Source organism: Microbacterium sp. dk485, from assembly GCF_004570445.1.
In the GTDB taxonomy this organism is placed as follows: domain Bacteria; phylum Actinomycetota; class Actinomycetes; order Actinomycetales; family Microbacteriaceae; genus Microbacterium; species Microbacterium wangchenii.
In genome coordinates, this window is the sequence record NZ_SPQW01000002.1 from 993,422 (window position 1) to 1,019,993 (window position 26,572).

At 70.9% G+C, this 26,572-nt stretch carries 25 protein-coding genes; 8 read left to right on the forward strand and 17 right to left on the reverse strand.

Annotated features, from left to right (window positions below):
* Window positions 1–58: 58 nt before the first annotated feature.
* The 10 genes from E4V99_RS15665 to sufB all read right to left on the reverse strand — a co-directional run bounded on the left by E4V99_RS15665 (window position 59) and on the right by sufB (window position 10,801).
* Complete coding sequence (locus E4V99_RS15665) at window positions 59–2,572, reverse strand: FtsX-like permease family protein (protein WP_135117800.1); 2,514 nt, start codon at window positions 2,570–2,572, stop codon at window positions 59–61.
* 6 nt (window positions 2,573–2,578) lie between these two features.
* Complete coding sequence (locus tag E4V99_RS15670; protein WP_135117801.1) at window positions 2,579–3,352, reverse strand: ABC transporter ATP-binding protein; 774 nt, start codon at window positions 3,350–3,352, stop codon at window positions 2,579–2,581.
* A 76-nt stretch (window positions 3,353–3,428) separates the two neighbouring features.
* Window positions 3,429–4,160, reverse strand: a complete 732-nt coding sequence (locus E4V99_RS15675) for a TetR/AcrR family transcriptional regulator C-terminal domain-containing protein (protein WP_135117802.1) — start codon at window positions 4,158–4,160, stop codon at window positions 3,429–3,431.
* 9 nt (window positions 4,161–4,169) lie between these two features.
* The gene (locus tag E4V99_RS15680) at window positions 4,170–5,543 is read right to left on the reverse strand and encodes an MFS transporter (protein ID WP_135065811.1); all 1,374 of its coding nucleotides are present in this window, start codon (window positions 5,541–5,543) and stop codon (window positions 4,170–4,172) included.
* Window positions 5,540–6,700, reverse strand: coding sequence for an aminotransferase class I/II-fold pyridoxal phosphate-dependent enzyme (locus tag E4V99_RS15685; RefSeq protein WP_135117803.1), 1,161 nt, complete (start codon window positions 6,698–6,700; stop codon window positions 5,540–5,542). Before E4V99_RS15685 ends, E4V99_RS15680 begins: the two co-directional genes overlap by 4 nt.
* Window positions 6,701–6,740: 40 nt before the next feature.
* Window positions 6,741–7,070, reverse strand: coding sequence for a metal-sulfur cluster assembly factor (locus tag E4V99_RS15690; RefSeq protein ID WP_135065805.1), 330 nt, complete (start codon window positions 7,068–7,070; stop codon window positions 6,741–6,743).
* 27 nt (window positions 7,071–7,097) lie between these two features.
* Complete coding sequence (gene sufC, locus E4V99_RS15695; RefSeq protein WP_135117804.1) at window positions 7,098–7,871, reverse strand: Fe-S cluster assembly ATPase SufC; 774 nt, start codon at window positions 7,869–7,871, stop codon at window positions 7,098–7,100.
* A complete protein-coding gene (locus tag E4V99_RS15700; RefSeq protein WP_135065799.1) occupies window positions 7,872–8,198 on the reverse strand; it encodes a non-heme iron oxygenase ferredoxin subunit in 327 nt (108 codons plus the stop codon).
* Window positions 8,195–9,382 (reverse strand): Fe-S cluster assembly protein SufD, encoded by a 1,188-nt coding sequence (sufD, locus tag E4V99_RS15705; protein WP_135065796.1) that lies wholly within the window; start codon window positions 9,380–9,382, stop codon window positions 8,195–8,197. Before sufD ends, E4V99_RS15700 begins: the two co-directional genes overlap by 4 nt.
* Complete coding sequence (sufB, locus tag E4V99_RS15710) at window positions 9,383–10,801, reverse strand: Fe-S cluster assembly protein SufB (protein WP_135065793.1); 1,419 nt, start codon at window positions 10,799–10,801, stop codon at window positions 9,383–9,385.
* 244 nt (window positions 10,802–11,045) lie between these two features.
* On the opposite strand from sufB, the gene E4V99_RS15715 reads away from it, so the two are divergent.
* Both E4V99_RS15715 and E4V99_RS15720 read left to right on the forward strand, forming a co-directional pair.
* The gene (locus tag E4V99_RS15715; RefSeq protein ID WP_135117805.1) at window positions 11,046–12,149 is read left to right on the forward strand and encodes a COX15/CtaA family protein; all 1,104 of its coding nucleotides are present in this window, start codon (window positions 11,046–11,048) and stop codon (window positions 12,147–12,149) included.
* A gap of 102 nt (window positions 12,150–12,251) precedes the next feature.
* A complete protein-coding gene (locus E4V99_RS15720; RefSeq protein WP_135065787.1) occupies window positions 12,252–12,686 on the forward strand; it encodes a dinucleotide-utilizing enzyme in 435 nt (144 codons plus the stop codon).
* Between the two features lie 75 nt (window positions 12,687–12,761).
* Here E4V99_RS15720 and E4V99_RS15725 read toward each other — a convergent pair whose 3' ends face one another.
* Entirely contained in the window at window positions 12,762–13,688 is a 927-nt protein-coding gene (locus E4V99_RS15725) for a heme o synthase (protein WP_135065784.1), read from the reverse strand.
* 213 nt (window positions 13,689–13,901) lie between these two features.
* Between E4V99_RS15725 and tkt the strand changes: the two genes are divergently transcribed.
* The 6 genes from tkt to pgl are packed head-to-tail and all read left to right on the forward strand — an operon-like array spanning window position 13,902 to window position 22,030.
* The gene (tkt, locus tag E4V99_RS15730; RefSeq protein WP_135117806.1) at window positions 13,902–15,998 is read left to right on the forward strand and encodes a transketolase; all 2,097 of its coding nucleotides are present in this window, start codon (window positions 13,902–13,904) and stop codon (window positions 15,996–15,998) included.
* On the forward strand, window positions 15,995–17,116 hold the full coding sequence (tal, locus tag E4V99_RS15735; RefSeq protein ID WP_135065778.1) for a transaldolase: 1,122 nt from the start codon (window positions 15,995–15,997) through the stop codon (window positions 17,114–17,116). The genes tkt and tal overlap by 4 nt, the downstream gene beginning before the upstream one ends.
* Window positions 17,113–18,738, forward strand: a complete 1,626-nt coding sequence (locus E4V99_RS15740; protein WP_135065775.1) for a glucose-6-phosphate isomerase — start codon at window positions 17,113–17,115, stop codon at window positions 18,736–18,738. Before tal ends, E4V99_RS15740 begins: the two co-directional genes overlap by 4 nt.
* Before the next feature lie 10 nt (window positions 18,739–18,748).
* Entirely contained in the window at window positions 18,749–20,299 is a 1,551-nt protein-coding gene (zwf, locus tag E4V99_RS15745; RefSeq protein ID WP_135065772.1) for a glucose-6-phosphate dehydrogenase, read from the forward strand.
* Window positions 20,296–21,246, forward strand: coding sequence for a glucose-6-phosphate dehydrogenase assembly protein OpcA (locus E4V99_RS15750; protein WP_135065769.1), 951 nt, complete (start codon window positions 20,296–20,298; stop codon window positions 21,244–21,246). Before zwf ends, E4V99_RS15750 begins: the two co-directional genes overlap by 4 nt.
* Window positions 21,239–22,030 (forward strand): 6-phosphogluconolactonase, encoded by a 792-nt coding sequence (pgl, locus tag E4V99_RS15755; protein WP_135065766.1) that lies wholly within the window; start codon window positions 21,239–21,241, stop codon window positions 22,028–22,030. The genes E4V99_RS15750 and pgl overlap by 8 nt, the downstream gene beginning before the upstream one ends.
* A gap of 22 nt (window positions 22,031–22,052) precedes the next feature.
* Here pgl and E4V99_RS15760 read toward each other — a convergent pair whose 3' ends face one another.
* The 6 genes from E4V99_RS15760 to E4V99_RS15785 all read right to left on the reverse strand — a co-directional run bounded on the left by E4V99_RS15760 (window position 22,053) and on the right by E4V99_RS15785 (window position 26,458).
* Window positions 22,053–22,409, reverse strand: coding sequence for an RNA polymerase-binding protein RbpA (locus E4V99_RS15760; protein WP_135065763.1), 357 nt, complete (start codon window positions 22,407–22,409; stop codon window positions 22,053–22,055).
* A gap of 1 nt (window position 22,410) precedes the next feature.
* Window positions 22,411–22,659, reverse strand: a complete 249-nt coding sequence (gene secG / locus E4V99_RS15765) for a preprotein translocase subunit SecG (RefSeq protein ID WP_135065760.1) — start codon at window positions 22,657–22,659, stop codon at window positions 22,411–22,413.
* Between the two features lie 61 nt (window positions 22,660–22,720).
* Complete coding sequence (gene tpiA, locus E4V99_RS15770) at window positions 22,721–23,512, reverse strand: triose-phosphate isomerase (protein WP_135065757.1); 792 nt, start codon at window positions 23,510–23,512, stop codon at window positions 22,721–22,723.
* On the reverse strand, window positions 23,500–24,717 hold the full coding sequence (locus E4V99_RS15775; RefSeq protein WP_135065754.1) for a phosphoglycerate kinase: 1,218 nt from the start codon (window positions 24,715–24,717) through the stop codon (window positions 23,500–23,502). The genes tpiA and E4V99_RS15775 overlap by 13 nt, the downstream gene beginning before the upstream one ends.
* Window positions 24,718–24,725: 8 nt before the next feature.
* Window positions 24,726–25,730, reverse strand: a complete 1,005-nt coding sequence (gene gap / locus E4V99_RS15780; protein ID WP_135065751.1) for a type I glyceraldehyde-3-phosphate dehydrogenase — start codon at window positions 25,728–25,730, stop codon at window positions 24,726–24,728.
* Between the two features lie 101 nt (window positions 25,731–25,831).
* A complete protein-coding gene (locus tag E4V99_RS15785; protein ID WP_135117807.1) occupies window positions 25,832–26,458 on the reverse strand; it encodes a superoxide dismutase in 627 nt (208 codons plus the stop codon).
* Between the last annotated feature and the right edge of the window lie 114 nt (window positions 26,459–26,572).

Below are 26,572 nucleotides of genomic sequence, written 5' to 3' on the forward strand. Positions count from 1 at the left end.
CCTGCCCTCGACTGCCAAGGCGTCCTCTCGACATCGAGAAGTCAGGCAGGGTCTCAAGTCACGACCGCGCGATGGCGTCCGTGGGCCGCCCTGCCATCCCGCGCCGGGCCGCGACCGCCGTGATCGGCAGGGTGATCGCCGCCACGGCCACGCCCACGGCGACGAGGATCGCCAGCGGCAGGGGTGCCAACAGGTGTGCCCCGACGACGAGGGCGGTGGGCAGGATCGCCGCGCACGCGACGACCAGGCCGACGCCGAGCCCCGTGCCGGCCGCGAGGCCGGTCTCGATGAGGAGGACCGCGGTGACCTGACGCTGGGTGGCGCCGGTGAGGCGCATCATCGCCAATTCCCGCCGCCTGCCGAGCGTCGAGACGGCGACGGTGTTGATGACGGCGATCATCGCGTAAGCCAGGACGACCAGGATCATCAGGCCGTTGATGAGGGCGTTGACGTTGAGACCCTGTTGGAGAGCGTTCTCCAGGGCGGCGCGGTCGCCCACGGCGACGGCCGGCTGCTCGGCGACGGCCCCTTCCACCGCCGCATGGAGCGCGGCCGGCGTGGTTCCCTCACTCCCTGCGATCAGCACCGTCTCCGCGACGCGCGCGGTGGTGTGCGCGGCGAGCAGGTCGGCGGGCAGGAGAAGATGCTCGTATCCGGGCAGGTCGTCGTATGTGGCGACGATGCGGAGTTCGGCGGCGGCGCCGTCCCCGAACCGGAAGTCGACGGTGTCGCCGATGGCCACACCCAGCTCCGTGGCGGTGGTCGCGGGCAGCGCGAGGGTGCGGCCCGTGAGGTCGGTGAAGTCGCCCGCCACGAGCTCGTTGGCGAGCACGTACGGGACCCCCGCACCGTCGAGCCCTCGCAGCGGCCACGGACGGTCGGGATGGGAGGGATCGTGCGGCTGCTCGATCCAGCCGCCGGACGCGACGAAGCGGCTGACGGCGTCCACCTCGGGCAGCGCCGCGATGTCATCGGCGAGCTCGGCGGCGGTCCCGGCGGGCCCCCAGGCGACGACCTCGGCGGAGATGGTCTGCACCTGCGCCCGCGCGGCCGCGGTGGTGATCATCGCCTGCGAGACCAGGTTCCCCGCCCCGATCCCGACCACGAGGGCGGCCGCGCCGGTCACCGTGGAGAAGGTGGCGATGCGGGATCGGACGTTGACACCGGCCAGGCCGCCCAGCCCGCGGTCGAGTCCCCCGATGACCGGGCGCAGCACGAGCCTCCCCAGGCGCAGGTGCACGGGGGCCAGCAACGACGCCGAGATCGCCCCGGCCAGCACGGCGGGGCCCGCGGTGGCGGAGACCAGCGACGGCGGCAAGAAGCACGTGAGAATCGCCAGGGCCACCGCGCCACCACCGAACACGAGCCCCAGGAGCCACCGGACGAACCCGACACGGGCTCGCGGAAGCTCCGCTTCCCTCATCGCGTCGATCGCGCGTGCCCGGCGCGCGGGGCGGGCGGCCAGGCGCGCGGCGAACCAGACCACCGCCGTGGTGGTGACCAGTGCGATCGCGAAGGGGATCACCCCCACGCGCAGCTGCAGGATGCCCGGCACGACACCCCACGCCCGCATGGCGGCGAACAGGCCGTGCGCGAGCGGGACGCCGAGGGCGAGTCCGATGAGCGCTCCGACGATCCCGGCGAGGGACGCCTCGCCCACCAGCAGCGCGCGCGCCTGGCGTCCGGTGGCACCGGTGGCGCGGAGCAGACTGATCTCGCGGCCACGCTGGCGCACCGAGAGCGCGACGATCCCGGATGCGACGGTGGCCAGCACCGTCAGCACGATGCCGCCGAAGACCGCTCCGATCACGATGGTCGGCGTGCGCGCGGCGGACACGGCGGGGTCCTCCGCGGCGCCCCTCCCCTCGCCGGTCAGCACGCGCACATCGGCGAAGTGCGACTCCAGCGCCGCGCGCACGTCGGCTTCCGCCGCGCCGTCGGACCGAACGACACCGAGCGCGTCGATGCCCTCATCCGGCAGCGCCGCGTCGCCGAGGAACAGCGTCGACGCGTGTGCGGCGTCACCGATGACCGTCGTGACCTCGACGGCGCCGGTTCGACCCGCCACCGTCACGGTGAGGCGGTCGCCCGCTTCCACGCCCAGCGATGCGGCGGCCGCCGCCGTGAGGACCGCCTCGCCGGCGCCGGGCTTCGAACCGCGCGGGATCTCCAGACCGCTCACGGGGGCCGAGGCCCAGTTCTGTCCGGCCGTCGTGACGGCACGCTCGGGGGTGCGGACGACGGCGTCGAAGAACCGGACGGGCACGGCCTGCTCGACGCCGTCCAGCTGCGCGGCGTCGGCGACGAACTCTTCCGGAAGCCGGTGCCGCTCGGGGAATGGGCGCAGATCGGTCGTGAGTCGCCCCTCCGCGTCGAGCATCGCGTAGCTCGGGGAGCCGATGAGCACGAGGTCGGCACCGGCGACGCGCTCAGGTGGCGCGGCGAGTCGGATGCCGGTTTCGAACATGGCTCCGCTGAGCACGATGAGCGCCGAGCCGAGCCCTGCCGCGATGACGATCGAGACGACGGCAGCGGCGCGCTGACGCAGACCCGCCAGGATGAGAGTGAGCATGCGGGATCACCGCGCCCTCTCGTCGGAGGACAGGTGGGAGAGGCGGGCTGCGATCCGGTCGGCGGAGGGCCGGGTCATCTGCTCCACGATTCGCCCGTCGACGAGGAAGATCACGGTGTCGGCGGAGGAGGCGGCCACCGGGTCGTGCGTGGTCATCAGAATCGTCTGCCCGTCCTCGACGGCGGCTGCGCGCAGCAGCTCGAGGATGCTGGCGGCTGTTCGCGTGTCCAGGGCGCCGGTGGGCTCGTCGGCGAACAGGACCGCCGCCCTGGCTGCCAGCGCCCGCGCGATCGCCACGCGCTGCTGCTGCCCACCGGAGAGCTCGCTCGGGCGGTGGCGCCACCGGTCGGCCAGCCCGACGCGGTCCAGGGCGGCGTCGATGGCGCGTTCGTCGGGCCGGCGGCCGGCGAGGATCTCGGGGAGGGCGACGTTCTGCGCGGCCGTCAGGGTGGGGATGAGGTTGAAGGATTGGAACACGAATGCGACGTGATCCCGGCGCAACCGGGTCAGCGCGTCCTCCGAGAGCCCGGTCAGGTCCTGCCCGACCAGGACGGCGCGGCCGGTCGTCGGCGCATCCAGTCCCGCCGCGCAGTGCAGCAGCGTGCTCTTGCCCGATCCGGACGGCCCCATCACCGCGGTGAACGAGCCCTCCGGCAGCACGAGGCTGACCCCGTCCAGAGCCCGCACCGTGCCGGCGCCCGCACCGTAGGTCTTGGTGATCTGCTCCAGCGCCACCGGGGTGGCACCTGCTCCCCGCTCGCTCGTCGCCGTCGCGCTCATGCCGCGTTCCCCGATCTGTGATCACTACGAACAGTTCGTAGCGTACACAGATCGGATGTGCGCGGGAAGAGGGGCGTCAGCCGCCGGCGAGTCGGCGGAGCCCGGAGAGGATCCGGTCCAGCCCGAACTCGAAGTCCTCCTCCGCGACCTCGTGCGGAGTGCGGTACAGGCCGGCGGAGATGAGGGAGGCCACTCGCGGGACACGCGCCGCGAAGAGGTCGGGTCCGATCCGCTCGATGACCTCGCCCGCGTCGGGCGTGCCGGCGTCTGCCCGCAGGAGATCGCGGGCCGCGCCGGCGCGCGTGCGCACATATCCGTCCAGGAGTCCGGCGGCCTGCAGCCTCTCCCGGTCACCGAGCCCGCTGCCCTCCAGGCGCTCGAGGAGATCCTCCAGCCACGCGAGCGAGTGGGGCGCGAACGGGATGCGGACGCGCATGTCGCTGAGCCACGGGTGGCGTGCGTACCTGTCCCGCAGGGCGCGGCACCATGCAGCCGCCGCCTCCACCCAGTCCGCGCCCTCCGGAATGCGCGGCGGAGCGCCGAGCGCGTGGTCGTGCACGATGACGTCCAGGTCGTCGCGGGAGTCGACGTACCGGTACAGGGCGTTCGTGGTCACCCCCAGCCGCTCGGCGATCCGCCCCAGGGACAGCGCCTCAGCCCCCTCGGCATCGGCCAGCGCGATCGCCGAGGCTGCGATGCCGGCAAGGCTCAGCATCGCCTTCGGTCCCGGCCGGCCGGCCGTCGTGTCCAGCCCCCAGGCCTGGCGCAGCCCGCGCGGGAGAGGCGCGCCCGTGGATCGCTCGGTCATCGTGGCAGCCTATCCTCGGCCCCCGCGGAGCTCGCGCGCATGCCCGAGCCGGAGTCCGGGGACCAGGGCCAGGAGGGCGAGCGCCGTCGCGATCGCGAACACGGCGGGGAACCCCAGGCCCGACCCGGCCAGCGCGGTGAAGACCAGGCCCATCATGGCGATCGTCATCGCCGAGCCCAGCGCATCGGAGATCGACAGGGCGGATGAGGAGAAGCCCTGGGTCTGCGGCGTCGAGTAGGCGAGCGTCAGAACGGTCAGCCGCGAGTACATCAGCCCCATACCCGCTCCCGCCAGCGCCCACCCGGCGATCAGGACACCGGGGTGCAGGTGCAGCACCGTCGTGAGGAAGGCCGCCGTGGTCGCCGCCACCAGCATCGTGATCCCCATCCCGGTCAGGCGCGCGTTGCCGAGCCGGTCACCGACGCGCCCCTGCACCTCCGCGCCGGCGGCCCATGCCAGCGCGGCGGCGGTCAGTCCGAGGCCCGCCCACGTCGGCGAGAACCCGTAGTCGTCGATCAGCAGGTAGGGCACGTACACCTCGGCGCCGAACAGTGCGCCGGCGATGAGGCCGCGCATCAGCACGACGCTGGGCAGTCCGCGGCCGGCACGCAGCGTTCCGGCCGGGAGGAGCGGGCGCACCGCGACCACGATCACCACGACCGAGGCCGCCACTCCGGCCCACGCCCAGGCCCCGAGCGCGCCCGAGAGCCCCAGGGCGAGGGCCGCCACCGCGACGGCCACGGCGCATGCCAGGCGCGATCCGATGCCTCCGCGCGCCGGCTCGTCCGGGCGCAGCGGGAGGGCGTGCAGCCGCGCGACGACCATGACGTACGCGACGACGGTGAGCCCCGCCACCCCGAGGAACACCCAGCGCCAGTGCAGGAACTCCGTCACCGCGCCGGCCAGGAACGGGCCGATCAGCGAGGGCACGACCCACGCGGCGGCGAAGGCGGCGAACACCCGTCCGTGCAGCGCCGCCGGATACACCCGCGCTACGACGACGTACAGCGCGACGGTCTGACCGCCCGTGCCCAGCCCCTGGACCAGGCGGCCGACGACGAGGAGCTCCATCGAGCCGGCAAGGCCTGCGACGACGAGCCCCGCCAGGAACAGCACCACCGCCGTGGTCAGCGGCGCGAGCACGCCGGCCCGGTCGCACCAGGCCCCCGCGACCACCATGCCGATGACACTCGTGGCGAGGGTCCCCGAGAAGGCGACGGCGTACAGCGCCTCGCCGTCCAGATCGGCGCTGACCACCGGCATGACGGTCGTGACGGCCAGCGACTGGATGGCGGCCAGGAGGATGAGGCCCAGCGCGCCGACAGTGACCCAGACGTACTGCGCGCTCCAGATGCCCGTCGCCGTCCGCGTGTCGGTGGTCACGAGCGCACCAGCGCGCCGATGCGCGCGACGGCCTCGCGGAGCACCTCCGGGCTGCAGCCGAAGTTCAGCCGCACATGACCGGTGCCCTCGTCGCCGAACATCGGGCCGTGGTGCAGCGCGACGCGCGCCTCGCGGCGGATGCGGCGGGCCGGGTTCTCGCCCCATCCCAGTGCCGACAGGTCGATCCACGCGAGGAAGCCCGCGTCCGGGATGCGATAGCGCGCTCCGGGCACGTGCTCGGCGAGGAGCTCGGCCAGAAGCCGCCGGTTCTCATCCAGCGCAGCCAGGAGGGCGTCCAGCCACGCGTCGCTCTCCGGCGCGAACGCGGCGACGGAGGCCAGGGCACCGAAGTGGCCGGTACGCCATTCCACCTCGGCGGGCATCGCCCGCAGGACAGCCGCGTGCTCCTCGGATGAGGCCACCATGAGCGCGCACTTGAGCCCGGCGAGATTGAACGCCTTGCTGGCGCTGACGAGCGCGAACCCGACGCGGGCGGCCTCCTCGGACACCGACAGGAACGGCGTGAACGTCGCTTCCGGCTGCGTGAGCGGGGCATGGATCTCGTCGCTGAGGACGACGGCGCCGTGTCGCGCGGCGATCGCGGCAAGCTCGGCGAGGGTCTCGCGGGAGTGCACGGTGCCGGTCGGGTTGTGCGGGTTGCACAGGAGCACCGCACGCGCGCCGCCGGCCAGCGCCGCATCGATGCCGTCCAGGTCCAGCTCCCAGCCCTCCCCCGTGTCGCGCAGCGGCGCGCGCTCGACGACTCCGCCGGCCTCGGGGATGCCGTCGTAGAACGGCGGGTACACCGGCGGCGTCACGATCACGCGGTCGCCCGGGTCCAGGACGCCGCGAAGCACCTCGACGATGCCCATCATGACGTCGCACGTCGACCTCATGCGGGCAGGGTCCGGGCTCCAGCCGAAGCGGCGCCGCGCGAAGCCCGCGTACGCGGCCCGCAGCCCCGGGTCCGGCCCGGTGTAGCCGGTGTCGCCCAGGCGCACGGCGTCCGCGAGGGCGCGAGTGATCGCGGGGGCGAGGGGGAAATCGGTCTCCGCCACGAACAGCGGCAGCACCTCGTCGGGGTAGGTCCGCCACTTCGCGCTGGTGCGTTCACGCAACTGATCGAGGGGCAGGGCCTGAAGGGGGGTGACGCTCACTGCAAGAGCCTACGACGAGCGCGGGCGCGCGGCGAGCCGCTCAGATCGCGAAGCCGAGCGCGCGCATCATGTCGCGCCCGTCGTCGGTGATCCGCTCGGGACCCCACGGCGGCATCCACACCCAGTTGATGCGGAACCGCTCCACGACGTTGTCCAGGGCCTGTGCGGTCTGCTCCTCCAGCACGTCGGTGAGCGGGCAGCCGGCCGACGTGAGGGTCATGTGGATGACCAGCGCGTCGTTCTCGTCGTCCCACCCGAGGTCGTAGATGAGACCCAGGTCGACGACGTTGATCCCCAGTTCGGGGTCCATGACGTCCTTGAGGGCCTCGGTGACCTCGTCGAATTTCTCGGGAGCGAGTGTTGCGGTCATGTAACGATCCTACGCGCCGGGGCGCCGTCAGGCATCGACCGAGGTGCCGGCCTCGGTGATGAAGCGGTCGTAGCCCTCTTCCTCGAGCCGGTCGGCCAGTTCGGGGCCGCCCTCCTCGACGATGCGCCCGCTGACGATGACGTGCACGAAGTCGGGACGGATGTAGCGGAGGATGCGGGTGTAGTGCGTGATGAGCAGCACGCCCAGGTCGCTCTCGGCCTTCGCGCGGTTGACGCCCTCCGACACGATCTTCAGCGCGTCGACGTCCAGGCCGGAGTCGGTCTCGTCCAGCACGGCGATCTTCGGCTTGAGCAGCTTGAGCTGCAGGATCTCGTGACGCTTCTTCTCACCACCGGAGAAGCCCTCGTTGACGTTGCGCTGGGCGAACTTGGGGTCCATGCGGAGGTTCTTCATGGCCTCCTTGACGTCCTTGGTCCACCCGCGGATGCTGGGCGCCTCCCCCTCGATCGCCGTCTTGGCGGTGCGGAGGAAGTTCGTCACCGTGACGCCGGGGATCTCCACCGGGTACTGCATCGCCAGGAACAGGCCCGCGCGGGCACGCTCGTCCACGCTCATGGCCAGCACGTCCTCGCCGTCCAGCGTGATCGAACCGGAGGTCACGGTGTACTTGGGGTGACCGGCGATCGTGTACGCCAGGGTGGACTTGCCGGAGCCGTTGGGGCCCATGATCGCGTGGGTCTGGCCCGTGCGGATCGTCAGCGTGACGCCGTTGAGGATGGGCGTGGTGCCCGCATCCGTCTCGACCGTCACGTGCAGGTCGCGGATCTCGAGGACAGACATTCAGACTTCCTTCGTTCGGGTGGGGTCGATGAGCACGTCGTCGCCGTCGATCTCGACGACGTAGACGGGCACCGGCTCGAAGGCCGGGAGGTTCAGGGGGTGTCCGGTGCGCAGCGAGAACGCCGAGCCGTGCGCCCAGCACTCCAGAGTGTCGCCGTCGACGAATCCCTCGGAGAGGGAGATGTCGCCGTGCGTGCACGTGTCGCCGATCGCGTGCACCTCGCCGTCGGAATCGAGCACGATCGAGATGGGCTTGCCGCCGATCTCCACGCGCAGCGGCGTGTCGGTCTCCAGCTCGCTGAGGGCGCAGGCCCGCTCGGCGCTCACAGCGCGGCTCCCTCGAGGAGTTCGCGCTCGATCGCCTCGGTCAGCTCCGCCTCCAGATCGGGCACGCCGATGCGCTGGACGATCTCGCTGAGGAAGCCGAGCACCACCAGGCGCCGGGCTTCTTCCTCGTCGATGCCGCGCGCCTGCAGGTAGAACAACTGCTCGTCGTCGAACCGGCCCGTCGCGCTCGCGTGCCCGGCGCCGACGATCTCGCCCGTCTCGATCTCGAGGTTCGGGATGCTGTCGGCACGGGCTCCGTCGGTGAGCACGAGGTTGCGGTTGGCCTCGTACGAGTCGGTGCCCACGGCATCCCGGCCGATCAGTACGTCGCCGATCCACACGCTGCGGGCGCCCACGCCCTGCAGCGCACCCTTGTAGAGCACGTCGCCGACGGTGTGCGGGCCCTTGTGGTGCAGGTACACCTGCGACTCGAAGTGCTGGCCGGCGTCGGCGAAGGACAGTCCGAACAGGCGGCCTTCGGCGCCCGGTCCGGACAGCTCCACCGACGGGTTCACGCGCACGACGCCGCCGCCGAGGGTCACCACGACGTGGGTGAGCTTGGCGTCGCGGTCCACGCGGGCCTGGTGGGTGGCCGCATGCACGGCGTCGTCGTCCCAGCGCTGCACAGTGATGACCGTGAGAGCCGCGCCGTCGCGCACGAGGATCTCGACGTTCTGCGCGTACTGCGCCGAGCCGGAGTGATACAGCACGACCGTGGCGCGTGCGTTCGGCTGCGCCTCCAGCACGATGTGGGCCGCGCCGAAGCCGTCGGTGCGCTCACCCACGAGATCGATGCGCAACGGCTCGGGCAGCTCCTGCCCGGCGGGGATGCGCACGTGCAGGCCCGCGGTGTCACGCTGCCACGCGATCGCGGCGGGCAGGTCCTCCGGGCGGAAGAACTCCCCCCGCGTGCCGGTGTCGGACACGACGTAGGCGGCTGCGGCGCCGGCGTCGATGCGGACGGCGGAGGAGTCCTCGCCCGGCGTCAGCACGCCGCGCAGGCGCTCGATGGGAGTGTGCTTCCAGTTCACCTCGCGGCCCGAGGGGGCCCCGAAGTCGGCGGGGTCGAAGGACCAGGGTCGCTCCGAACGCGTCTGGATGGGCGCGGCAGGCGCGTCGGCCCGGCCCCATCCTCCGTCGGTGTGCGCTCGGCTTCCCGGCAGGGGGGTGGTCGTGGTCGTCATTTAGCCGACGGATCCTTCCATGCCCATCTCGATGAGCTTGTTGAGTTCGAGGGCGTACTCCATGGGCAGCTCCCGCGCGATCGGCTCGATGAACCCGCGCACGATCATCGCCATCGCCTCGTCCTCGGGCATGCCGCGGGACTGCAGGTAGAACAGCTGCTCCTCGCTGACCTTGGAGACGGTGGCCTCGTGGCCGAGCTGCACGTCGTCGACGCGGATGTCGATGGCCGGGTAGGTGTCGCTGCGGGAGATGGAGTCCACCAGGAGCGCGTCGCAGCGCACGGTGTTGGCGGAGTGATGGGCGTTGGCGTCCACCCGCACCTCACCGCGGTAGCCGGCTCGCCCGCCGCCGCGTGCGATCGACTTCGAGACGATCGAGGACTGCGTGTACGGAGCCATGTGGATCATCTTCGCGCCGGCGTCCTGGTGCTGGCCGGGGCCCGCGAAGGCGACCGACAGCGTCTCGCCCTTGGCGTGCTCGCCCATGAGGAAGATCGACGGGTACTTCATCGTGACCTTCGAGCCGATGTTGCCGTCGACCCACTCCATCGTCGCGCCCTCGTGCGCGACCGCACGCTTGGTGACGAGGTTGTACACGTTGTTCGACCAGTTCTGGATCGTCGTGTAGCGCACGCGGGCGTTCTTCTTCACGATGATCTCCACGACGGCCGAGTGCAGCGAGTCGCTCTTGTAGATCGGCGCCGTGCAGCCCTCGATGTAGTGCACGTAGGAGCCTTCGTCGGCGATGATGAGCGTCCGCTCGAACTGCCCCATGTTCTCGGTGTTGATCCGGAAGTACGCCTGCAGCGGGATCTCCACGTGGACACCCGGCGGCACGTAGACGAACGAGCCGCCCGACCACACCGCGGTGTTCAGCGCCGCGAACTTGTTGTCGCCGGCGGGGATGACGGTGCCGAAGTACTCCTCGAAGAACTCGGGGTGCTCGCGCAGCGCCGTGTCGGTGTCCATGAAGATGACGCCCTGGGCCTCGAGCTGCTCGTTGATCTGGTGGTACACGACCTCGGACTCGTACTGCGCGGCGACGCCGGAGACCAGGCGCTGGCGCTCGGCCTCGGGGATGCCGAGGCGCTCGTACGTGTTGCGGATGTCGTCGGGGAGGTCTTCCCACGTCTGCGCCTGCTTCTCGGTGGAGCGGACGAAGTACTTGATGTTCTCGAAGTCGATGTCGCTGAGGTCGGCGCCCCACGTCGGCATCGGCTTGCGACCGAACAGCTGCAGCCCCTTCAGACGGGTCTTCAGCATCCATTCCGGCTCGGCCTTGAGCGCGGAGATGTCACGCACGACGGCCTCACTGAGACCTCGTTTCGCGCTCGCGCCCGCAGCGTCGGGGTCGTGCCATCCGAACTCGTAGACTCCGAGGCTCTCGAGTTCGGGCCGGTCGATCAGGACATCAGCCATATCGGGTCACTCTCCTCTCGGGCCGCAACGGTGTGATCCGCTCCGGCATTCCACGTCCTCCGTGGAGTTCCGGAGGGGGGACGCCGCTGGTGGGCCCGCTCTGTGGCGCAGTTCTCGCGCCTAGACTGTCAGTGATGCGGAACGCGCAAGCGCCGCATCCCGAACCCCTTGATTCTACAGGTTCCGGCCCTTCCCCGGGGCCGCCGCCCGGCCCGCCGCACCCCTCGAGGAGAACGTCGCTCTGATGTCCCGCACCGCCACCCCCCTCCCCGCGGTCGAGGTCCCTGACGTCACCCCCTCCCGCGCCCTGCGGGTGCTGGCGTGGTTGTCGTTCGCGGCGGAGGTCATCATCATCGGAACCGGCGGCGCCGTGCGACTGACCGGCTCCGGCCTCGGCTGCACGGAGTGGCCGCTGTGCACGCCGGAGTCGCTCGTCCCCCTCCCCGAACAGGGGATCCACGGCATCATCGAGTTCGGCAACCGGACCATGACCGGAGTCGTCGGCATCCTCGCCTTGGCCGTCCTCCTCCTCACGCTGCACGCCGTCGCCGGACGCCCCCTCGTCACGCGCGCGTTGTGGGCCGCCGGAGTCGGGGTGATCGCCGCCGTGGCGGCGTACGCCGTCACGGCGCCGTTCGGGCTGCCCGCGTTCGGCTTCGCGTCCGGCGCGCTGCTGCTCGCGGTCGTCATCGCCGCGATCGACTCGCTGCGACGCACGCCGCGGCGTCGCGACCTCGCCGCCCTCGCGTGGATCACGCTGGCCGGGGTCATGGCGCAGGCCGTCGTCGGCGGACTCGCCGTCGTGAGCGATCTGAACCCGTTCGTGGTGGGCTTCCACTACACGGCATCGCTGCTGCTGTCGTGCGTGACCGCCGCCTACCTCGTGCGGATGCGGACGGCCGCCGGTCCGCGTGTGCGGGTCGTGCCGGCGTGGTTCGCGGCCCTCACCCATGTCACCGGCGTCGCGCTGGCCGCGACGATCTTCTTCGGCGTGCTCACCACGGGCTCCGGCCCCCACTCCGGCGACGCCGACATCGTCCGCGAGGGATTCGACGCCACCGTGCTCGCGCACGTGCACGCGTGGCCCGGGTACATCCTCGCCGCCCTCGTTGCCGCGCTCACCGTCTCGGCCTGGCTCCTCCGGCTCGAGCCGCGCCGCTGGCTCCTCGTCCTGGTCGCGGCGATCGCGGTGCAGGTCGCGGTGGGGGTGTGGCAGGCGCGAGCGGGGCTTCCCGAGATCCTCGTCGGCATCCACATGGTGCTCGCCGCACTGTCGGCAGCGGCGTACACCGTGCTCGTGCTGCGGCTCAAGCGCCCGGTCGCAGCACGCGACAGGGTTCACTCATAGCGGATCCATCGGCAGGGCCGTGGTGATATCCGGCCCCATCGGTCAAGCTGGAGGGATGCCGCGGCCGATCGGGCCCGGCAATCCACGCTAGGAGCCCCCGTTATGACCTCCCGCCCCAGCCTCGTGCGCAGCATCCCGTTCTGGGTGCTCGTCGTCGGATCCCTCGCCCTCACGGGTGTCGGCGCCTGGCTCGTCCTCGACCACCTCGGCCGCATCGAATCCGGTATCCGCAGCCAGACCGCCGAAGGGGCCATCGCGGTCTACATCGGCCCGCCCGCCGCCACGGCCGGTGCCGTCGTCCTCGGCGCCGGTCTCGTGGGCCTGCTGCTGGCCCTCACGCTCGCGGCCCTGCGCTCGCTGCTGCCCACCGGTGAGGTCGTGGAGACGGTCGAGTGGACCGAGGACGACTCCGCAGCCGACGAGGTCCTCTCCCCCGCAGCAGGCGAAGCTTCCACTCATGCTGCCCCCGTCATCGCGGAGGACCCCGATGTGGAGACCCCCAGCGACGCGCCGCCGCCCCGGGGCGCGCGCGACTGATCCACGAGGAGACGATCCCGCCGAGGAACCGCTATGCGGTTTCCGGCGGGATCGTCCGTTTCGGCGGGTGCCGCGTCAGAAGGGCAGCAGCGGGTCGACCGCGATGGCCACGAACAGCAGCGTCAGGTACGTGATCGATGCGTGGAACACGCGCATCGGACGCGGCTCGGTGCCTCGCACGGCGCGGGAGTACAGCCGGTGCGACTCGTAGATGAACCAGCCGCCGAACACCAGCGACGACACGGAGTAGAGCAGACCCATCGATGCCACCGGAATCAGCAGCAGCGAGCACGCGACGGTCGCCCACGCGTACAGAATGACCTGCAGGCCCACCTGCGAGCCGCTGCGCGTGGCGCCGAGCATGGGCACGTCGACCTCTTCGTACTGGTCCTTGTACTTCATCGACAGCGGCCAGTAGTGCGGCGGCGTCCACAGGAACACCAGCACGAACAGGATGAGGGCGGCCCAGCTGAGCGTCCCGGTCACCGCGGACCAGCCGATCAGCACCGGGAAGCAGCCCGCGATGCCGCCCCACACGATGTTCTGCTCGGTGCGGCGCTTGAGGATCATCGTGTAGATCACGACGTAGAAGAAGATGGCGGTGGCCGACAGGGTTGCAGCGACCCAGTTCGTCGTCAGCAGGAGCCACACGGTGGAGACCACCGCGAGGGTCCAGGCGAAGATGAGCGCGCCGCGCGGAGAGACCTCGCCGGTCACGAGCGGCCGGTTCTCGGTGCGCTGCATGTGCGCGTCGATGTCGCGGTCCAGGTACATGTTGAACGCCGCGGCAGAGCCCGCGCTGAGCGAACCGCCGATGACGGTCGCCAGCACCAGCCACAGATCCGGCAGGCCGTTCTGGGCGAGGATCATCACCGGAACGGTGGTCACCAGCAGCAGCTCGAGCACGCGCGGCTTGGTGAGCGTGATGTACGCACGCACGGTGCGTCCGGCGGAGCGACGCACCGTCGGCAGGGCCGTGTGCGTCGTCGTAGAGATGTCCATCGCTCCCCGTATCGCGCTCTGTCCAGGTCCTTCCGAGTCTAGGCCATGGGCGCGTGTGCCCCGGCCCGCCCGCGAGCGTCATCCCGGCCCCGGCGGTGCCCTCCTTCGCTATGCTGACAACCAACGCGCGCCCAGCGCATCTCCCCCTGACCCTCGACGATCGAGGCCGCGGATCGCATGCGGTTGGGCGCAGGGATCGAGAAAGGCGACCGGGTGTCGGACTTGCAATGGGATGAAATCGATGGGCGCGCGGTCGACACCGCGCGGGTGCTTGCGGCGGATGCCGTGGAGAAGGTGGGCAACGGCCACCCCGGCACCGCGATGAGCCTCGCCCCCGCCGCGTACCTGCTGTATCAGCGGGTCCTGCGCCATGACCCCGCCGACCCGCACTGGCCGGGACGTGACCGCTTCATCCTCTCGGCGGGTCACTCCTCCCTCACGCAGTACGTCCAGCTGTACCTGGGCGGTTTCGGCCTGGAGCTCTCCGACCTGCAGGCGCTGCGCACGTGGGGCTCGAAGACCCCGGGGCACCCGGAGTTCGGCCACACCGACGGCGTGGAGATCACGACCGGCCCGCTCGGTCAGGGCCTGGCGTCCTCGGTCGGCTTCGCCTACGCCGCCCGCTACGAGCGCGGCCTCTTCGACCCCGAGACGCCCGCGGGCCAGAGCCCGTTCGACCACTTCGTGTACGTGATCGCCTCCGACGGCGACCTCCAGGAGGGCGTCACGAGCGAGGCGTCCTCGCTCGCGGGCCACCAGAACCTCGGCAACCTCGTCGTCATCTACGACTCCAACCAGATCTCCATCGAGGACGACACGAACGTCGCCTTCACCGAGGACGTCGCCCAGCGCTACGACGCGTACGGCTGGCATGTGCAGACGGTGGACTGGAAGAAGACCGGCGAGTACGCCGAAGACGTCCACGAGCTGTACGCCGCCATCGAGGCAGCCAAGGGCGAGACCGACAAGCCGTCCCTCATCATCCTCAAGACGATCATCGGGTGGCCCTCCCCCGGCAAGCAGAACACCGGCAAGATCCACGGCTCCGCCCTCGGCGCCGACGAGCTGCGCGCCACGAAGGAGGTGCTCGGATTCGACCCCGAGCAGACCTTCGCCGTCGCCGACGACGTCCTCGAGCACACGCGCGGCCTCATCGCCCGCGGCGAGGCGGAGAAGGCCGCATGGCAGGAGGCGTTCGACGCGTGGGCCGCGGCGAACCCCGAGCGCAAGGCGCTGTGGGACCGCCTGCAGGCACGGGAGCTCCCTGCCGACATCGCCGACGCCCTCCCGGCGTTCGAGGCGGGCAAAGAGGTCTCCACGCGCGCGGCCTCCGGCACCGTCATCAACGCCCTCGCCGCCGAGCTCCCCGAGCTGTGGGGAGGGTCGGCCGACCTGGCCGAGTCGAACCTGACCACCATCAAGGACGCGAAGTCCTTCATCCCGCAGGAGTGGTCCACGCACGAGTGGGACGGGGCCCCGTACGGCCGCGTGCTGCACTTCGGCATCCGCGAGCACGCGATGGGCTCCATCGTCAACGGCATCGTGCTCCACGGCCCGACGCGCGCGTTCGGCGGCACCTTCCTCATCTTCAGCGACTACATGCGCCCGCCGGTGCGCCTGGCCGCCCTGATGAACATCCCGTCGATCTTCGTGTGGACGCACGACTCCGTCGCCCTCGGCGAGGACGGGCCCACCCACCAGCCGATCGAGCAGCTGGCTACCCTCCGCGCCATCCCGAACTTCACGCTCGTGCGCCCCGCCGACGCGAACGAGACGGCCGTGGTGTGGCTGGAGATCCTGCGGCGGACGGCGGGACCGGCGGGCCTGGCGCTCACGCGTCAGAACATCCCGGTGTTCCCGCGTGGAGAGGGCGACGCCAGCGGCGACGAGTTCGCGTCGGCGCAGGGCGCCGTTCGCGGTGCCTACGTGCTGGCCGAAGCCCCCAGCGGCACGCCGGACGTCATCCTCATCGCGACCGGATCCGAGGTGCAGGTCGCCGTGGCCGCCCGCGACCAGCTGGCCGCCGAGGGCGTGAACGCGCGCGTGGTGTCTGCGCCGTCGCTGGAGTGGTTCGACGAGCAGGACGCCGCGTACCGCGACTCCGTCCTGCCGCCGTCGGTGCGCGCGCGCGTGTCGGTCGAGGCCGGCATCGCCCTTCCGTGGCGAGGCATCGTCGGCGACACCGGCCGCTCGGTCTCCATCGAGCACTTCGGTGCCTCGGCCGATTACAAGACCCTGTTCCAGAAGTTCGGCATCACCGCCGAGGCCGTCGCGCAGGCGGCACGCGAGAGCATCGAGGAGAACGCATGAGCACCCCCACCGCCCAGCTCGTCAACGAAGGCGTCAGCATCTGGCTCGACGACCTGTCGCGCCAGCGGATCCTGACGGGCAACCTCGCCGACCTCATCGCCACGCGCAACGTCAGTGGCGTCACGACCAACCCGACGATCTTCGCCGGCGCACTGTCGCAGGGCGAGGCCTACGAGGCGCAGGTCCAGCAGCTGGCCGCCAAGGGCGCCAGCACCGACGAGGCGATCTTCGAGATCACGACCGACGACGTGCGCGCCGCATCCGACGTGTTCGCGCCGGTGTTCGCCGCGACCGGGGGCGTGGACGGTCGCGTGTCGATCGAGGTCTCGCCCGAGCTCGCCCACGACACCGCAGCGACCGTGGCACAGGCGAAGGACCTCGCCGCGCGCGTGGACCGGCCGAACGTCCTGATCAAGATCCCGGCGACGAAGGCCGGCCTGCCCGCCATCACCGAGGTCATCGCCGCCGGTATCTCCGTCAACGTGACCCTCATCTTCAGCCTCGAGCGGTACGCCGAGGTCATCGACGCCTACCTCACGGGCGTCGAGCGGGCGAAGGCGGCCGGCCACGACATCTCCACGCTGCAGTCCGTCGCGTCGTTCTTCGTCTCACGCGTGGACACGGAGGTCGACAAGCGCCTCGCCGCCGTCGGCACCCCCGAGGCCGAGGCGCTCAAGGGCAAGGCCGGACTCGCCAACGCGCGGCTGGCCTACGAGCTGTACCAGAAGGAGTTCGCCTCCGACCGCGCCAAGGCGCTGCTGGACGCCGGCGCCACGGTGCAGCGCCCGCTGTGGGCCTCCACCGGCGTCAAGGACCCGGCTCTGCCGGACACCCTGTACGTGACCGAGCTCGTCGCGCGCGGTGTGGTGAACACGATGCCCGAGAAGACGCTCGAGGCCACGTTCGATCACGGGGTCATCGGCGGCGACACCGTCACCGGCACGTACGAGCAGTCGCGCGAGGTGTTCGCCCAGCTGGCCGACGCCGGGGTCGACTTCGCCGACATCACCCAGGTGCTCGAGGATGAGGGCGTCCAGAAGTTCATCGCCTCGTGGCAGGAGCTGCAGGAAACGGTCTCCACGGCGCTGCAAGCGGGCACCGCGGAGGCCGCTCGATGAGTTTCGAGATCCACGTCTCCGGGCGACCCAAGGAGCTCGTGGACTCGATCGTGCCGGGGCTGGCCGCCTCGCTCGTGGCGTCGGGCGTCACCGCCGGTGACGCCACGCTGTGGGGCGCCGCCGCCGAGGACGAGGCATCCCGGCGCCTGGGCTGGGTGCAGTCGGTATCTGTCTCGCGACCCCTCGTCCCCGAGATCGAGGCCCTGCGCGCCGAGCTCGTCGCCCGAGGCGTGACGCGCGTGGTGCTGGCGGGGATGGGCGGCTCCTCGCTCGCCCCCGAGGTGATCGCCCAGACCGCCGGCGTGCCGCTGGTGATCCTGGACTCCACCTCCCCCGGACAGGTGCTCGCCGCGATCGACGGCGACGCCGAGGCCGGGGGGCTCCAGCAGACCGTGCTGGTGGTGTCGTCAAAGTCGGGCTCGACCGTGGAGACCGACTCGGCCAAGCGCGCCTTCGAGGCGGCGTTCCGCGACCTGGGCATCGACCCGCTCGAGCGCATCGTCGTGGTGACCGACCCCGGCTCGCCGCTGGATCAGTCCGCGCGCGCCGACGGGTACCGCGTGTTCAACGCCGACCCCGACGTGGGTGGGCGCTACTCGGCGCTGACCGCCTTCGGCCTCGTGCCGGCGGGGCTGGCCGGCGTCGACATCGGCGATCTGCTGGACGAGGCCGAGGCGACCCTCCTGGAAGTGGCCATCGACGGCCGCGATAATCCGGCGCTCACCCTGGCCGCCGCGATCGCCGGCGGCGATCCGCGCAAGGACAAGCTGGGCCTGGTCAGCGACGGCACCCACATCGTGGGCCTGCCCGACTGGATCGAGCAGCTCATCGCCGAGTCCACCGGGAAGAACGGCACGGGCATCCTCCCCGTGGTCCTGCTGCCGGTCTCCCCCGAGGTGGAGAACCCGCCCGCCGACCTGCAGATCCTGCGGCTCGTGGACGACGCCGACGCCTTCCACCTCTTCGAGCGCCACTTCGGCGAGATCCTGGTGAGCGGCTCCCTGGGTGCGCAGTTCGTGGTGTGGGAGTACGCCACCGCGATCGCGGGCCGGATGCTGGGGATCAACCCGTTCGACCAGCCCGACGTCGAGTCGGCCAAGGCCGCCGCGCGCGGACTGCTGGAGGCCCGCCCCGAACCCACGGCTCCCGCCTTCGTCACCGACGACGGCGTCGAGGTGCGGGTGAGCGACCCCGCCCTGGCCGCCTCCGGCACGCTCGCGGGCGTGCTGGACGCGCTGTGGGCGCGCATCCCCGCCGACGGATACGTCGCCGTACAGGCGTACGTGAACCGCCTGGCCGTGCCGCAGCTGCACGGCCTGCGCGAGCTCGTCGCCGCCGACTCCGGGCGGCCCACGACGTTCGGATGGGGACCACGGTTCCTGCACTCCACCGGCCAATACCACAAGGGCGGACCCGCCGTAGGGGTGTTCCTGCAGATCACGGAGCAGTCCGACGTCGAGCTGGAGATCCCCGGTCGCCCCTTCACCTTCGGGGAGTTGATCCAGGCGCAGGCCGCCGGCGATGCGACCGTCCTGGCCGAGGGCCACGGACGTCCGGTCGTGACCCTGACCCTCACGGATCCGCAGGTCGACGTGCTCTCCCTCTTCGAGGCCGCACAGTGAGGGTACGCGCATGACCGTCGAGATCTCGCAGGGACACAACCCGCTGCGCGACCCGGAGGACCGCCGGCTCAGCCGCATCGCGGGCCCCAGCGCTCTCGTGATCTTCGGGGTCACCGGCGACCTGTCGCGCAAGAAGCTCATGCCCGCCGTCTACGACCTCGCCAACCGCGGGCTCCTGCCCCCGGGCTTCGCGCTGGTCGGGTTCGCCCGCCGCGACTGGGAGGACCAGGACTTCGCGGAGGTCGTCCACGACGCCGTGAAGCAGTACGCGCGCACCGAGTTCCGCGACGAGACGTGGAAGGAGCTCCTGGAGGGCATCCGCTTCGTGCCGGGCGAGTTCGACGATCCCGATGCGTTCCGCCGCCTGCGCGAGACCGTCGAGAGCCTCGACGTCGAACGCGGCACCATGGGCAACCACGCGTACTACCTCTCCATCCCGCCCAAGGCGTTCCCTCTCGTGGCGCAGCAGCTGAAGGAATCGGGCCTCGTCGGCAGCACCGCCGACGGCGACTCCGGCTGGCGGCGCGTGGTCATCGAGAAGCCGTTCGGGCACGACCTGGAATCGGCCCGTGAGCTCAACGCGGCGCTGGAGACGGCCTTCCCGGCCGACTCGATCTTCCGCATCGACCACTACCTCGGCAAGGAGACGGTCCAGAACATCCTGGCGCTGCGCTTCGCCAACGAGCTGTACGAGCCGATCTGGAACCGCAACTACGTCGACCACGTGCAGATCACGATGGCCGAGGACATCGGCGTGGGCGGACGGGCCGGGTACTACGACGGCATCGGCGCGGCGCGCGACGTCATCCAGAACCACCTCCTGCAGCTCATGGCGCTCACCGCGATGGAGGAGCCGATCAGCTTCAACGCGCGAGACCTGCGCGCCGAGAAGGAGAAGGTGCTCGCCGCGGTCCGCCTGCCCGAAGACCTCTCCCTCGCCACGGCACGCGGACAGTACGCCGGCGGGTGGCAGGGCGGGGAGCAGGTGACCGGCTTCCTCGAAGAGGACGGCATGGACCCGGCTTCCACGACGGAGACCTACGCCGCCGTCAAGCTCGAGGTGAACACCCGCCGCTGGGCGGGCGTGCCGTTCTACCTCCGCACGGGCAAGCGCCTCGGCCGGCGCGTCACCGAGGTGGCCGTGGTCTTCAAGCGCGCCCCGCAGCTGCTGTTCAGCCGCAGCCAGACCGAGGAGCTCGGGCAGAACGCGCTCGTCATCCGCGTGCAGCCGGATGAGGGCGTCACGATCCGCTTCGGATCCAAGGTGCCCGGCGACGGCACGCAGGTCCGCGACGTCACGATGGACTTCGGCTACGGGCACGCGTTCACCGAGGCCAGCCCCGAAGCCTACGAGCGCCTCATCCTGGACGTGCTCCTGGGCGACCCGCCCCTGTTCCCCCGTCACGAGGAGGTCGAGCTCAGTTGGCGCATCCTCGACCCGATCGAGGAGTACTGGGCCGAACAGGGCGGACCCCTCGAACAGTACTCGCCGGGATCGTGGGGTCCGGCCTCGGCCGATGAACTCCTCGCCCGCGACGGCCGCACCTGGAGGCGCCCGTGATCATCGACCTGCCCGACACGACCGTCAGCAAGATCTCCAAGGCGCTCGTCAACGTGCGCGAGGAGGGTGGCGCGGTCGCCCTCGGACGCGTGCTGACGCTCATCATCGTGACGCATCACGGCGCGGAGGAGGAGGTCATCGAGGCCGCCAACGACGCATCGCGGGAGCATCCGATGCGCGTCATCGTCCTCATGATCAACGACGAGGACGGCCGTCCGCGCCTGGATGCCGAGATCCGCGTGGGCGGCGACGCCGGCGCGAGCGAGGTCGTCGTGCTCCGGGTCTACGGCGCCGCCGGCTCGAACGCGGAGAGCCTCGTCACGGGGCTCCTGCTGCCCGACGCGCCCGTCGTGGCGTGGTGGCCGGCCGATCCCCCCGCCTCGCCGGCGGAGTCGGAGGTGGGCCGCATCGCCCAGCGACGGATCACCGACGCCTCGAACCAGCCCGACCCGGCCGCGTGGGTGGATGCCCTCGGCAGCCACCACTCCCCCGGCGACACCGACTTCGCCTGGACCCGCCTCACGCGCTGGCGCGAGCAGCTCGCGGCCGTCCTCGACCAGCCTCCGTACGTGCCGGTCACGGCGGTGCAGGTGCGCGGCGCCGCCGATTCCCCCTCCACGGTGCTCCTGGCGGCATGGCTGCGCCTGAAGCTCGGGGTGCCCGTCGACTCGGAGTACGTCCCCACCGACCAGTGGCGCGGCGGCATCAAGAGCGTGCGACTCACCCGATCCAACGGCGACACCCTGCTGGAGCGCCCCACGCCGGGGGTGGCCGTGCTCACCCAGCCCGGCCAGCCCTCCCACGAGCTGGCATTCCCGCGGCGGACGCTGCGCGAGTGCCTCGCGGAGGAGCTGCGGCGCCTGGACCCCGACGTGCTGTACGGTCGCGTCATCACCGAGGGCATGGAGCTGCTGGCCCGTGGCCGGGACGGGAGCGATCGTGGCTGATGCCGGTACCGAGAAGCGCGTCGTCATCAGCGACGACGCCGAGACGCTGGCGACCTCGGTCGCCCGGCGTTTCATCGACCGCGTGAGCAAGCAGGTGGAGCGCGGCAAGACCGTCCACATCTGCCTCACCGGCGGGTCGATGGGCGGTGCCGTGCTGCGCGCGGCGGCCGCCGACCCGCGGGTCGCACGGATCGACTGGTCCGGCGTGCACTTCTGGTGGGGCGACGAGCGCTGGGTCCCGCGCGATTCCGACGACCGCAACGAGCGTCAGGCGCGCGACGCCCTGCTCGAGGGCCTGGACCTGCCGGCCGAGAACATCCACGCGATGGCCTCGAGCGATGAGACGCTGGACCTGGATGCCGCGGCCACCGCGTACGCCGACGAGCTCGCGCAGTTCGCCCCGGCGGACCGCTCCGAGACCGGGCCCTGGCCGAGCTTCGACATCTGCTTCCTGGGGGTGGGACCCGACGGGCACATCGCCTCGCTGTTCCCCGACCGCCCGGAGATCCAGATCACCGACCGCGCGACGGCGGCCGTACGCGATTCGCCCAAGCCGCCCCCCGAGCGCATCTCGCTCACGCGCCCCGTGATCAATTCGTCCAAGCGCGTGTGGATGGTGCTCGCCGGTGCCGACAAGGCGTCGGCCCTCGGCCTGGCGCTGGCCGGAGCCAGCTACCTGAGCGTTCCCGCCGCGGGCGCGAAGGGACGCAAGCGCACGATCCTCTTCGTGGACGAGGCGGCCGCCGCGCAGGTACCGCCCACCCTCATCGACCGCGAGTACTGACCCTCGGCCTCGGGGACGAGGGTCAGGCCTGGCCGCGGCGCTCGCGCAGCGACTGCAGCGCGTCGTCGAGGAGGGCTTCGGCCTCTTCCTCGGTGCGGCGCTCCTTCACGTAGGCCAGGTGCGTCTTGTACGGCTCGGTCTTGGCCAGCGCCGGCGGGTTCGCCTTGTCGCGGCCGGCCGGGAGCCCCGAGTGCGGCGAGTCGATCGTCTCGGGGATCTCCTCCTCGGGGATGCCCGCGGCGAAGTGCCGCACGGTCTCATTGCCCAGCGCATCCCAGTACGAGACCGTGATGCGGTCGGCGTGGAAGCCGTGGTCCTGTTCGCCCATCGGGCCCGCACCTACGCGCGTGCCCCGGATCGCGTTGCCGCCTGTCGCCATGTCAGAGTCCCTGGAACTTCGTGATGAGGCCCAGCCCGACGATGGTCACGAACCATACGAGGGCCAGGACGATGGTGAAACGGTTGAGGTTGCGCTCGGCCAGCCCCGACGAGCCCAGAGCGGAGGTCATGCCGCCGCCGAACATGTCGGACAGCCCCCCGCCGCGCCCCTTGTGGAGCAGGATCAGCAGGGTCAGCAGGAGGCTGGTGATGCCCAGCAGCACCTGCAGGACGAACTCGATGATCTGCACAGTCGAAAGCCTTTCGTGGCGACCCTCCCCGGTCGCACAAGGGTCCAGTGTAGTCGGAGCGCTAGACGCCGACGTGCTTCTGGAAGCGGACGATCGCGGCGAACTCGTCCACGACGAGGCTCGCGCCGCCCACGAGGGCGCCGTCGACATCGGGTTCGCGCATGAAGCTGGCGATGTTTCCCGACTTCACCGACCCGCCGTAGAGCACGCGCGTGCGCGCCGCCGCATCCGGGCCGAGCGCGGAGCCGACGACCTCGCGGAGCTTGGCGCACACCTCCTGCGCCTGATCCGGCGTGGCGGCCTGTCCCGAGCCGATGGCCCAGACCGGCTCGTAGGCCACGACGATGTCGGCGTCGGCGGGCACTCCGGCCAGAGCCGTCTGCAGCTGCCCGACGGGCACGGCGCTCGCGCCGAACTCCTCCAGGTCCTCCGCGGTCTCGCCCACGCAGATGACGGGGATCAGTCCGTGACGGAGCGCGGCCTGCACCTTCTGCGCCACGATCTCGTCGGACTCGGCGTGGTACTGCCGGCGCTCGGAGTGGCCGATGATGACGTACCGGGCGTCGAGCTTGGCCAGGAACTGCCCCGAGATCTCACCCGTGTACGCACCGGAGTCGTGCGTGGAGAGATCCTGCGCACCCAGGCCGAACGGGATCTTGTCGGCGTCGATGAGCGTCTGCACGGTGCGCAGGTCGGTGAAGGGCGGGAAGACCGCCACCTCGACGGTGCCGGCGTCGTGCTTGGCCTCCTTGAGCGTCCAGTGCAGCTTCTGCACGAACGCCACCGCCTGCAGGTGGTCGAGGTTCATCTTCCAGTTGCCTGCGATGAAAGGGGTGCGGGCTACTGCGCCCATCCGAGGACCTCCAGTCCGGGAAGCTTCTTGCCTTCGAGGAACTCCAGGCTGGCACCGCCGCCGGTGGAGATGTGGCCGAACTGGTCGTCCGAGAAGCCCAGCTGGCGCACGGCGGCTGCGGAGTCCCCGCCGCCGACGACGCTGAGGCCGTCGACCTCCGTCAGGGCCTGCGCGACGGCGCGTGTCCCTGCGGCGAAGGGCGCCATCTCGAACACGCCCATGGGACCGTTCCAGAACACGGTGCGGCTGTCGGCGATCGCCCGGGCGAAGGTCTCCGCCGTGCGCGGTCCGATGTCCAGGCCGATGCCGGATGCTCCGAAGGGGGTGTCCTCCAGCGCGGTGGCTTCGGCGACGACGTGGTCGGCGTCGGCGGAGAAGGATGCCGCCACGACGGCGTCCACGGGCAGCACGATCTCCACGCCCCGCTCCGCCGCATCAGCGAGGTAGCCCTTGACGGTGTCGATCTGGTCCTGCTCCAGCAGGCTCGCGCCGACCTTGTGGCCCTGCGCGGCGAGGAACGTGAACATCATGCCGCCGCCGATGAGCAGGCGGTTCACACGTGGGAGCAGGTGCTCGATGACGCCGAGCTTGTCGCTCACCTTCGAGCCGCCCAGCACGACCGTGTACGGACGCTGCGGGTTCTCGGTGAGGCGGTCCAGCACGTCGACCTCGGCCTCGATGAGCAGCCCCGCCGCGGAGGGGAGGATCTCGGCGAGGTCGTAGACGCTGGCCTGCTTGCGGTGCACGACGCCGAACCCGTCGGACACCAGCGCGTCGCCGAGGTCGGCGAGCTGCTCGGCGAAGGCGCGGCGCTCCGCGTCGTCCTTGGCCGTCTCCCCCGCGTTGAAGCGGAGGTTCTCCAGGACCGCGACGTCGCCGTCGGCCAGGGCGGCCACGGCGTCGTGGGCGGACTCGCCCACGGTGTCGCGCGCGAACGCGACGGGCTTGCCCAGCAGCTCCGACAGCCGCTGGGCGACGGGGGCGAGGCTGTACTGCGGGTCGGGTTCACCCTTGGGTCGGCCGAGGTGCGAGCACACGACGACGCGGGCGCCGGCGTTGATGAGCGTGTTGAGGGTGGGCAGCGACGCACGCACGCGCCCGTCGTCCGAGATGACCCCGTCCCGCAGGGGGACGTTCAGGTCACAACGGACGACGACGCGCTTGCCTGCGAGCGACCCCAGAGAGGCGAGGGTGCGCAGAGCCATGATGGGCCTTACAGGCGATCGGCGACGTACTCGGTCAGGTCGACCAGGCGGTTGGAGTAACCCCACTCGTTGTCGTACCACGCCGACAGCTTGACCTGGTCGCCGAGGACGCGGAGCAGACCCGAGTCGAAGATGGCCGAGTGCGGGTCGGTCACGATGTCGCTGGAGACGATCTCGTCCTCGGTGTACTTCAGGATGCCCTTCAGGGGCCCCTCGGCGGCAGCCTTGTACGCGGCCTTGACCTCGTCGACCGTGACCGGGCGGGATGAAGTGACCGTCAGGTCGGTGATCGAGCCGGTGGGGATCGGAACGCGCAGCGCGAAGCCGTCGAGCTTGCCCTTGAGCTCGGGCAGCACGAGGCCGATCGCCTTGGCGGCACCGGTGGAGGTGGGGACGATGTTGACGGCGGCGGCGCGCGCACGGCGCAGGTCCTTGTGCGGGCCGTCCTGCAGGTTCTGGTCGGCGGTGTAGGCGTGCACCGTGGTCATGAGACCGCGCTCGATGCCGAACGCGTCGTTGAAGACCTTCGCCAGCGGCGCGAGGCAGTTCGTGGTGCACGACGCGTTGGAGATGATGTGCATCGTCGCCGCGTCGTAGTCCTGCTCGTTCACGCCCATGACGAACGTGCCGTCCTCGCCGGTGGCGGGGGCGGAGATGAGGACCTTCTTGGCGCCGGCCTCGAGGTGCTTGCGCGCATCCTCGGCCTTCGTGAAGCGGCCGGTGGACTCGATCACGATGTCCACGCCCAGCTCGCCCCAGGGGAGGTTCGCGGGATCGCGCTCCTCGAACACCTGGAAGGACTTGCCGTTGACCGTGATGGACTTCTCGTCGAACGAGACGTCGCCGTCGAGGCGGCCGGTGACCGAGTCGTACTTCAGGAGATGGGCGAGGGTCTTGTTGTCGGTGAGGTCGTTGACCGCGACGATGTCGAGGTCGGCACCCTGTGCGAGCGCCGCGCGGAAGTAGTTGCGTCCGATCCGGCCGAAGCCGTTGATCCCGATCTTGACGGTCACGGAGTCACTCCTGAATGTTGTGCGCGAAGCGCGGTGGGAAATGCTGTTCCAGGGTGGACGACGGTGTCCCGGCGGGGGTCCCACCGGGACACCTCCGCCGTTTACGACAGTACCAGCAGACCTGCGGTCTTCACTCGGGCCGTCGCGAAGCGGTCCTGGACGTTGGCCCAGTTCGCGATGTTCCAGAACGCCTTGACGTAGTCGGCGCGGACGTTGAGGTAGTCGAGGTAGTACGCGTGCTCCCACACGTCCAGCAGCAGCAGCGGCACGGTGGCCGCGGCGATCTGACCCTGCTGGTCCTGGATCTGCTGGATGACGAGGTTCTCGCCGATGGAGTCCCAGAACAGGCCGGCCCAGCCTGCGCCCTGCACGCCCAGCGCGGCAGCGGTGAAGTGGGCCTGGAACTTCTCGAACGAGCCGAAGGCGTCGTCGAGAGCCGCGGCCAGTTCACCCGTGGGCTGGTCCCCGCCGTCCGGCGACATGTTCGTCCAGAAGATGGAGTGGTTGACGTGCCCGCCGAGGTTGAACGAGAGGTCCTTGGTCAGCTTGTTGACGTTGGCGAGGTTGCCCGTCTCGCGGGCCTCGGCGAGCTGCTCCAGCGCGGTGTTGGCACCCGTGACGTAGGTCTGGTGGTGCTTGTCGTGGTGCAGCTGCATGATCTTGCCGCTGATATGCGGCTCCAGCGCGGCATAGTCGTAAGGGAGGTCGGGCAAGGTGTACTTCGCCATATTCTCTTCTTCCGTTCGGCGCGCGCCGAGAACCCCGGCGCAGCGAGGATGACGTGTTTCATCCTAGTGAGCGCCAACGCGCGCGCACCCCGGTTGCTTCCCGCCACGGCGCGC

What these genes read in the sequence shown, in the direction of transcription:
- E4V99_RS15665 (WP_135117800.1), bottom strand. Translation starts at nt 2,572, where the DNA reads ATGCTCACTCTCATCCTGGCGGGTCTGCGTCAGCGCGCCGCTGCCGTC.
- E4V99_RS15670 (WP_135117801.1), bottom strand. Translation starts at nt 3,352, where the DNA reads ATGAGCGCGACGGCGACGAGCGAGCGGGGAGCAGGTGCCACCCCGGTG.
- E4V99_RS15675 (WP_135117802.1), bottom strand. Translation starts at nt 4,160, where the DNA reads ATGACCGAGCGATCCACGGGCGCGCCTCTCCCGCGCGGGCTGCGCCAG.
- E4V99_RS15690 (WP_135065805.1), bottom strand. Translation starts at nt 7,070, where the DNA reads ATGACCGCAACACTCGCTCCCGAGAAATTCGACGAGGTCACCGAGGCC.
- sufC (WP_135117804.1), bottom strand. Translation starts at nt 7,871, where the DNA reads ATGTCTGTCCTCGAGATCCGCGACCTGCACGTGACGGTCGAGACGGAT.
- sufD (WP_135065796.1), bottom strand. Translation starts at nt 9,382, where the DNA reads ATGACGACCACGACCACCCCCCTGCCGGGAAGCCGAGCGCACACCGAC.
- sufB (WP_135065793.1), bottom strand. Translation starts at nt 10,801, where the DNA reads ATGGCTGATGTCCTGATCGACCGGCCCGAACTCGAGAGCCTCGGAGTC.
- E4V99_RS15715 (WP_135117805.1), top strand. Translation starts at nt 11,046, where the DNA reads ATGTCCCGCACCGCCACCCCCCTCCCCGCGGTCGAGGTCCCTGACGTC.
- E4V99_RS15720 (WP_135065787.1), top strand. Translation starts at nt 12,252, where the DNA reads ATGACCTCCCGCCCCAGCCTCGTGCGCAGCATCCCGTTCTGGGTGCTC.
- E4V99_RS15725 (WP_135065784.1), bottom strand. Translation starts at nt 13,688, where the DNA reads ATGGACATCTCTACGACGACGCACACGGCCCTGCCGACGGTGCGTCGC.
- tal (WP_135065778.1), top strand. Translation starts at nt 15,995, where the DNA reads ATGAGCACCCCCACCGCCCAGCTCGTCAACGAAGGCGTCAGCATCTGG.
- E4V99_RS15740 (WP_135065775.1), top strand. Translation starts at nt 17,113, where the DNA reads ATGAGTTTCGAGATCCACGTCTCCGGGCGACCCAAGGAGCTCGTGGAC.
- zwf (WP_135065772.1), top strand. Translation starts at nt 18,749, where the DNA reads ATGACCGTCGAGATCTCGCAGGGACACAACCCGCTGCGCGACCCGGAG.
- E4V99_RS15760 (WP_135065763.1), bottom strand. Translation starts at nt 22,409, where the DNA reads ATGGCGACAGGCGGCAACGCGATCCGGGGCACGCGCGTAGGTGCGGGC.
- tpiA (WP_135065757.1), bottom strand. Translation starts at nt 23,512, where the DNA reads ATGGGCGCAGTAGCCCGCACCCCTTTCATCGCAGGCAACTGGAAGATG.
- E4V99_RS15775 (WP_135065754.1), bottom strand. Translation starts at nt 24,717, where the DNA reads ATGGCTCTGCGCACCCTCGCCTCTCTGGGGTCGCTCGCAGGCAAGCGC.
- E4V99_RS15785 (WP_135117807.1), bottom strand. Translation starts at nt 26,458, where the DNA reads ATGGCGAAGTACACCTTGCCCGACCTCCCTTACGACTATGCCGCGCTG.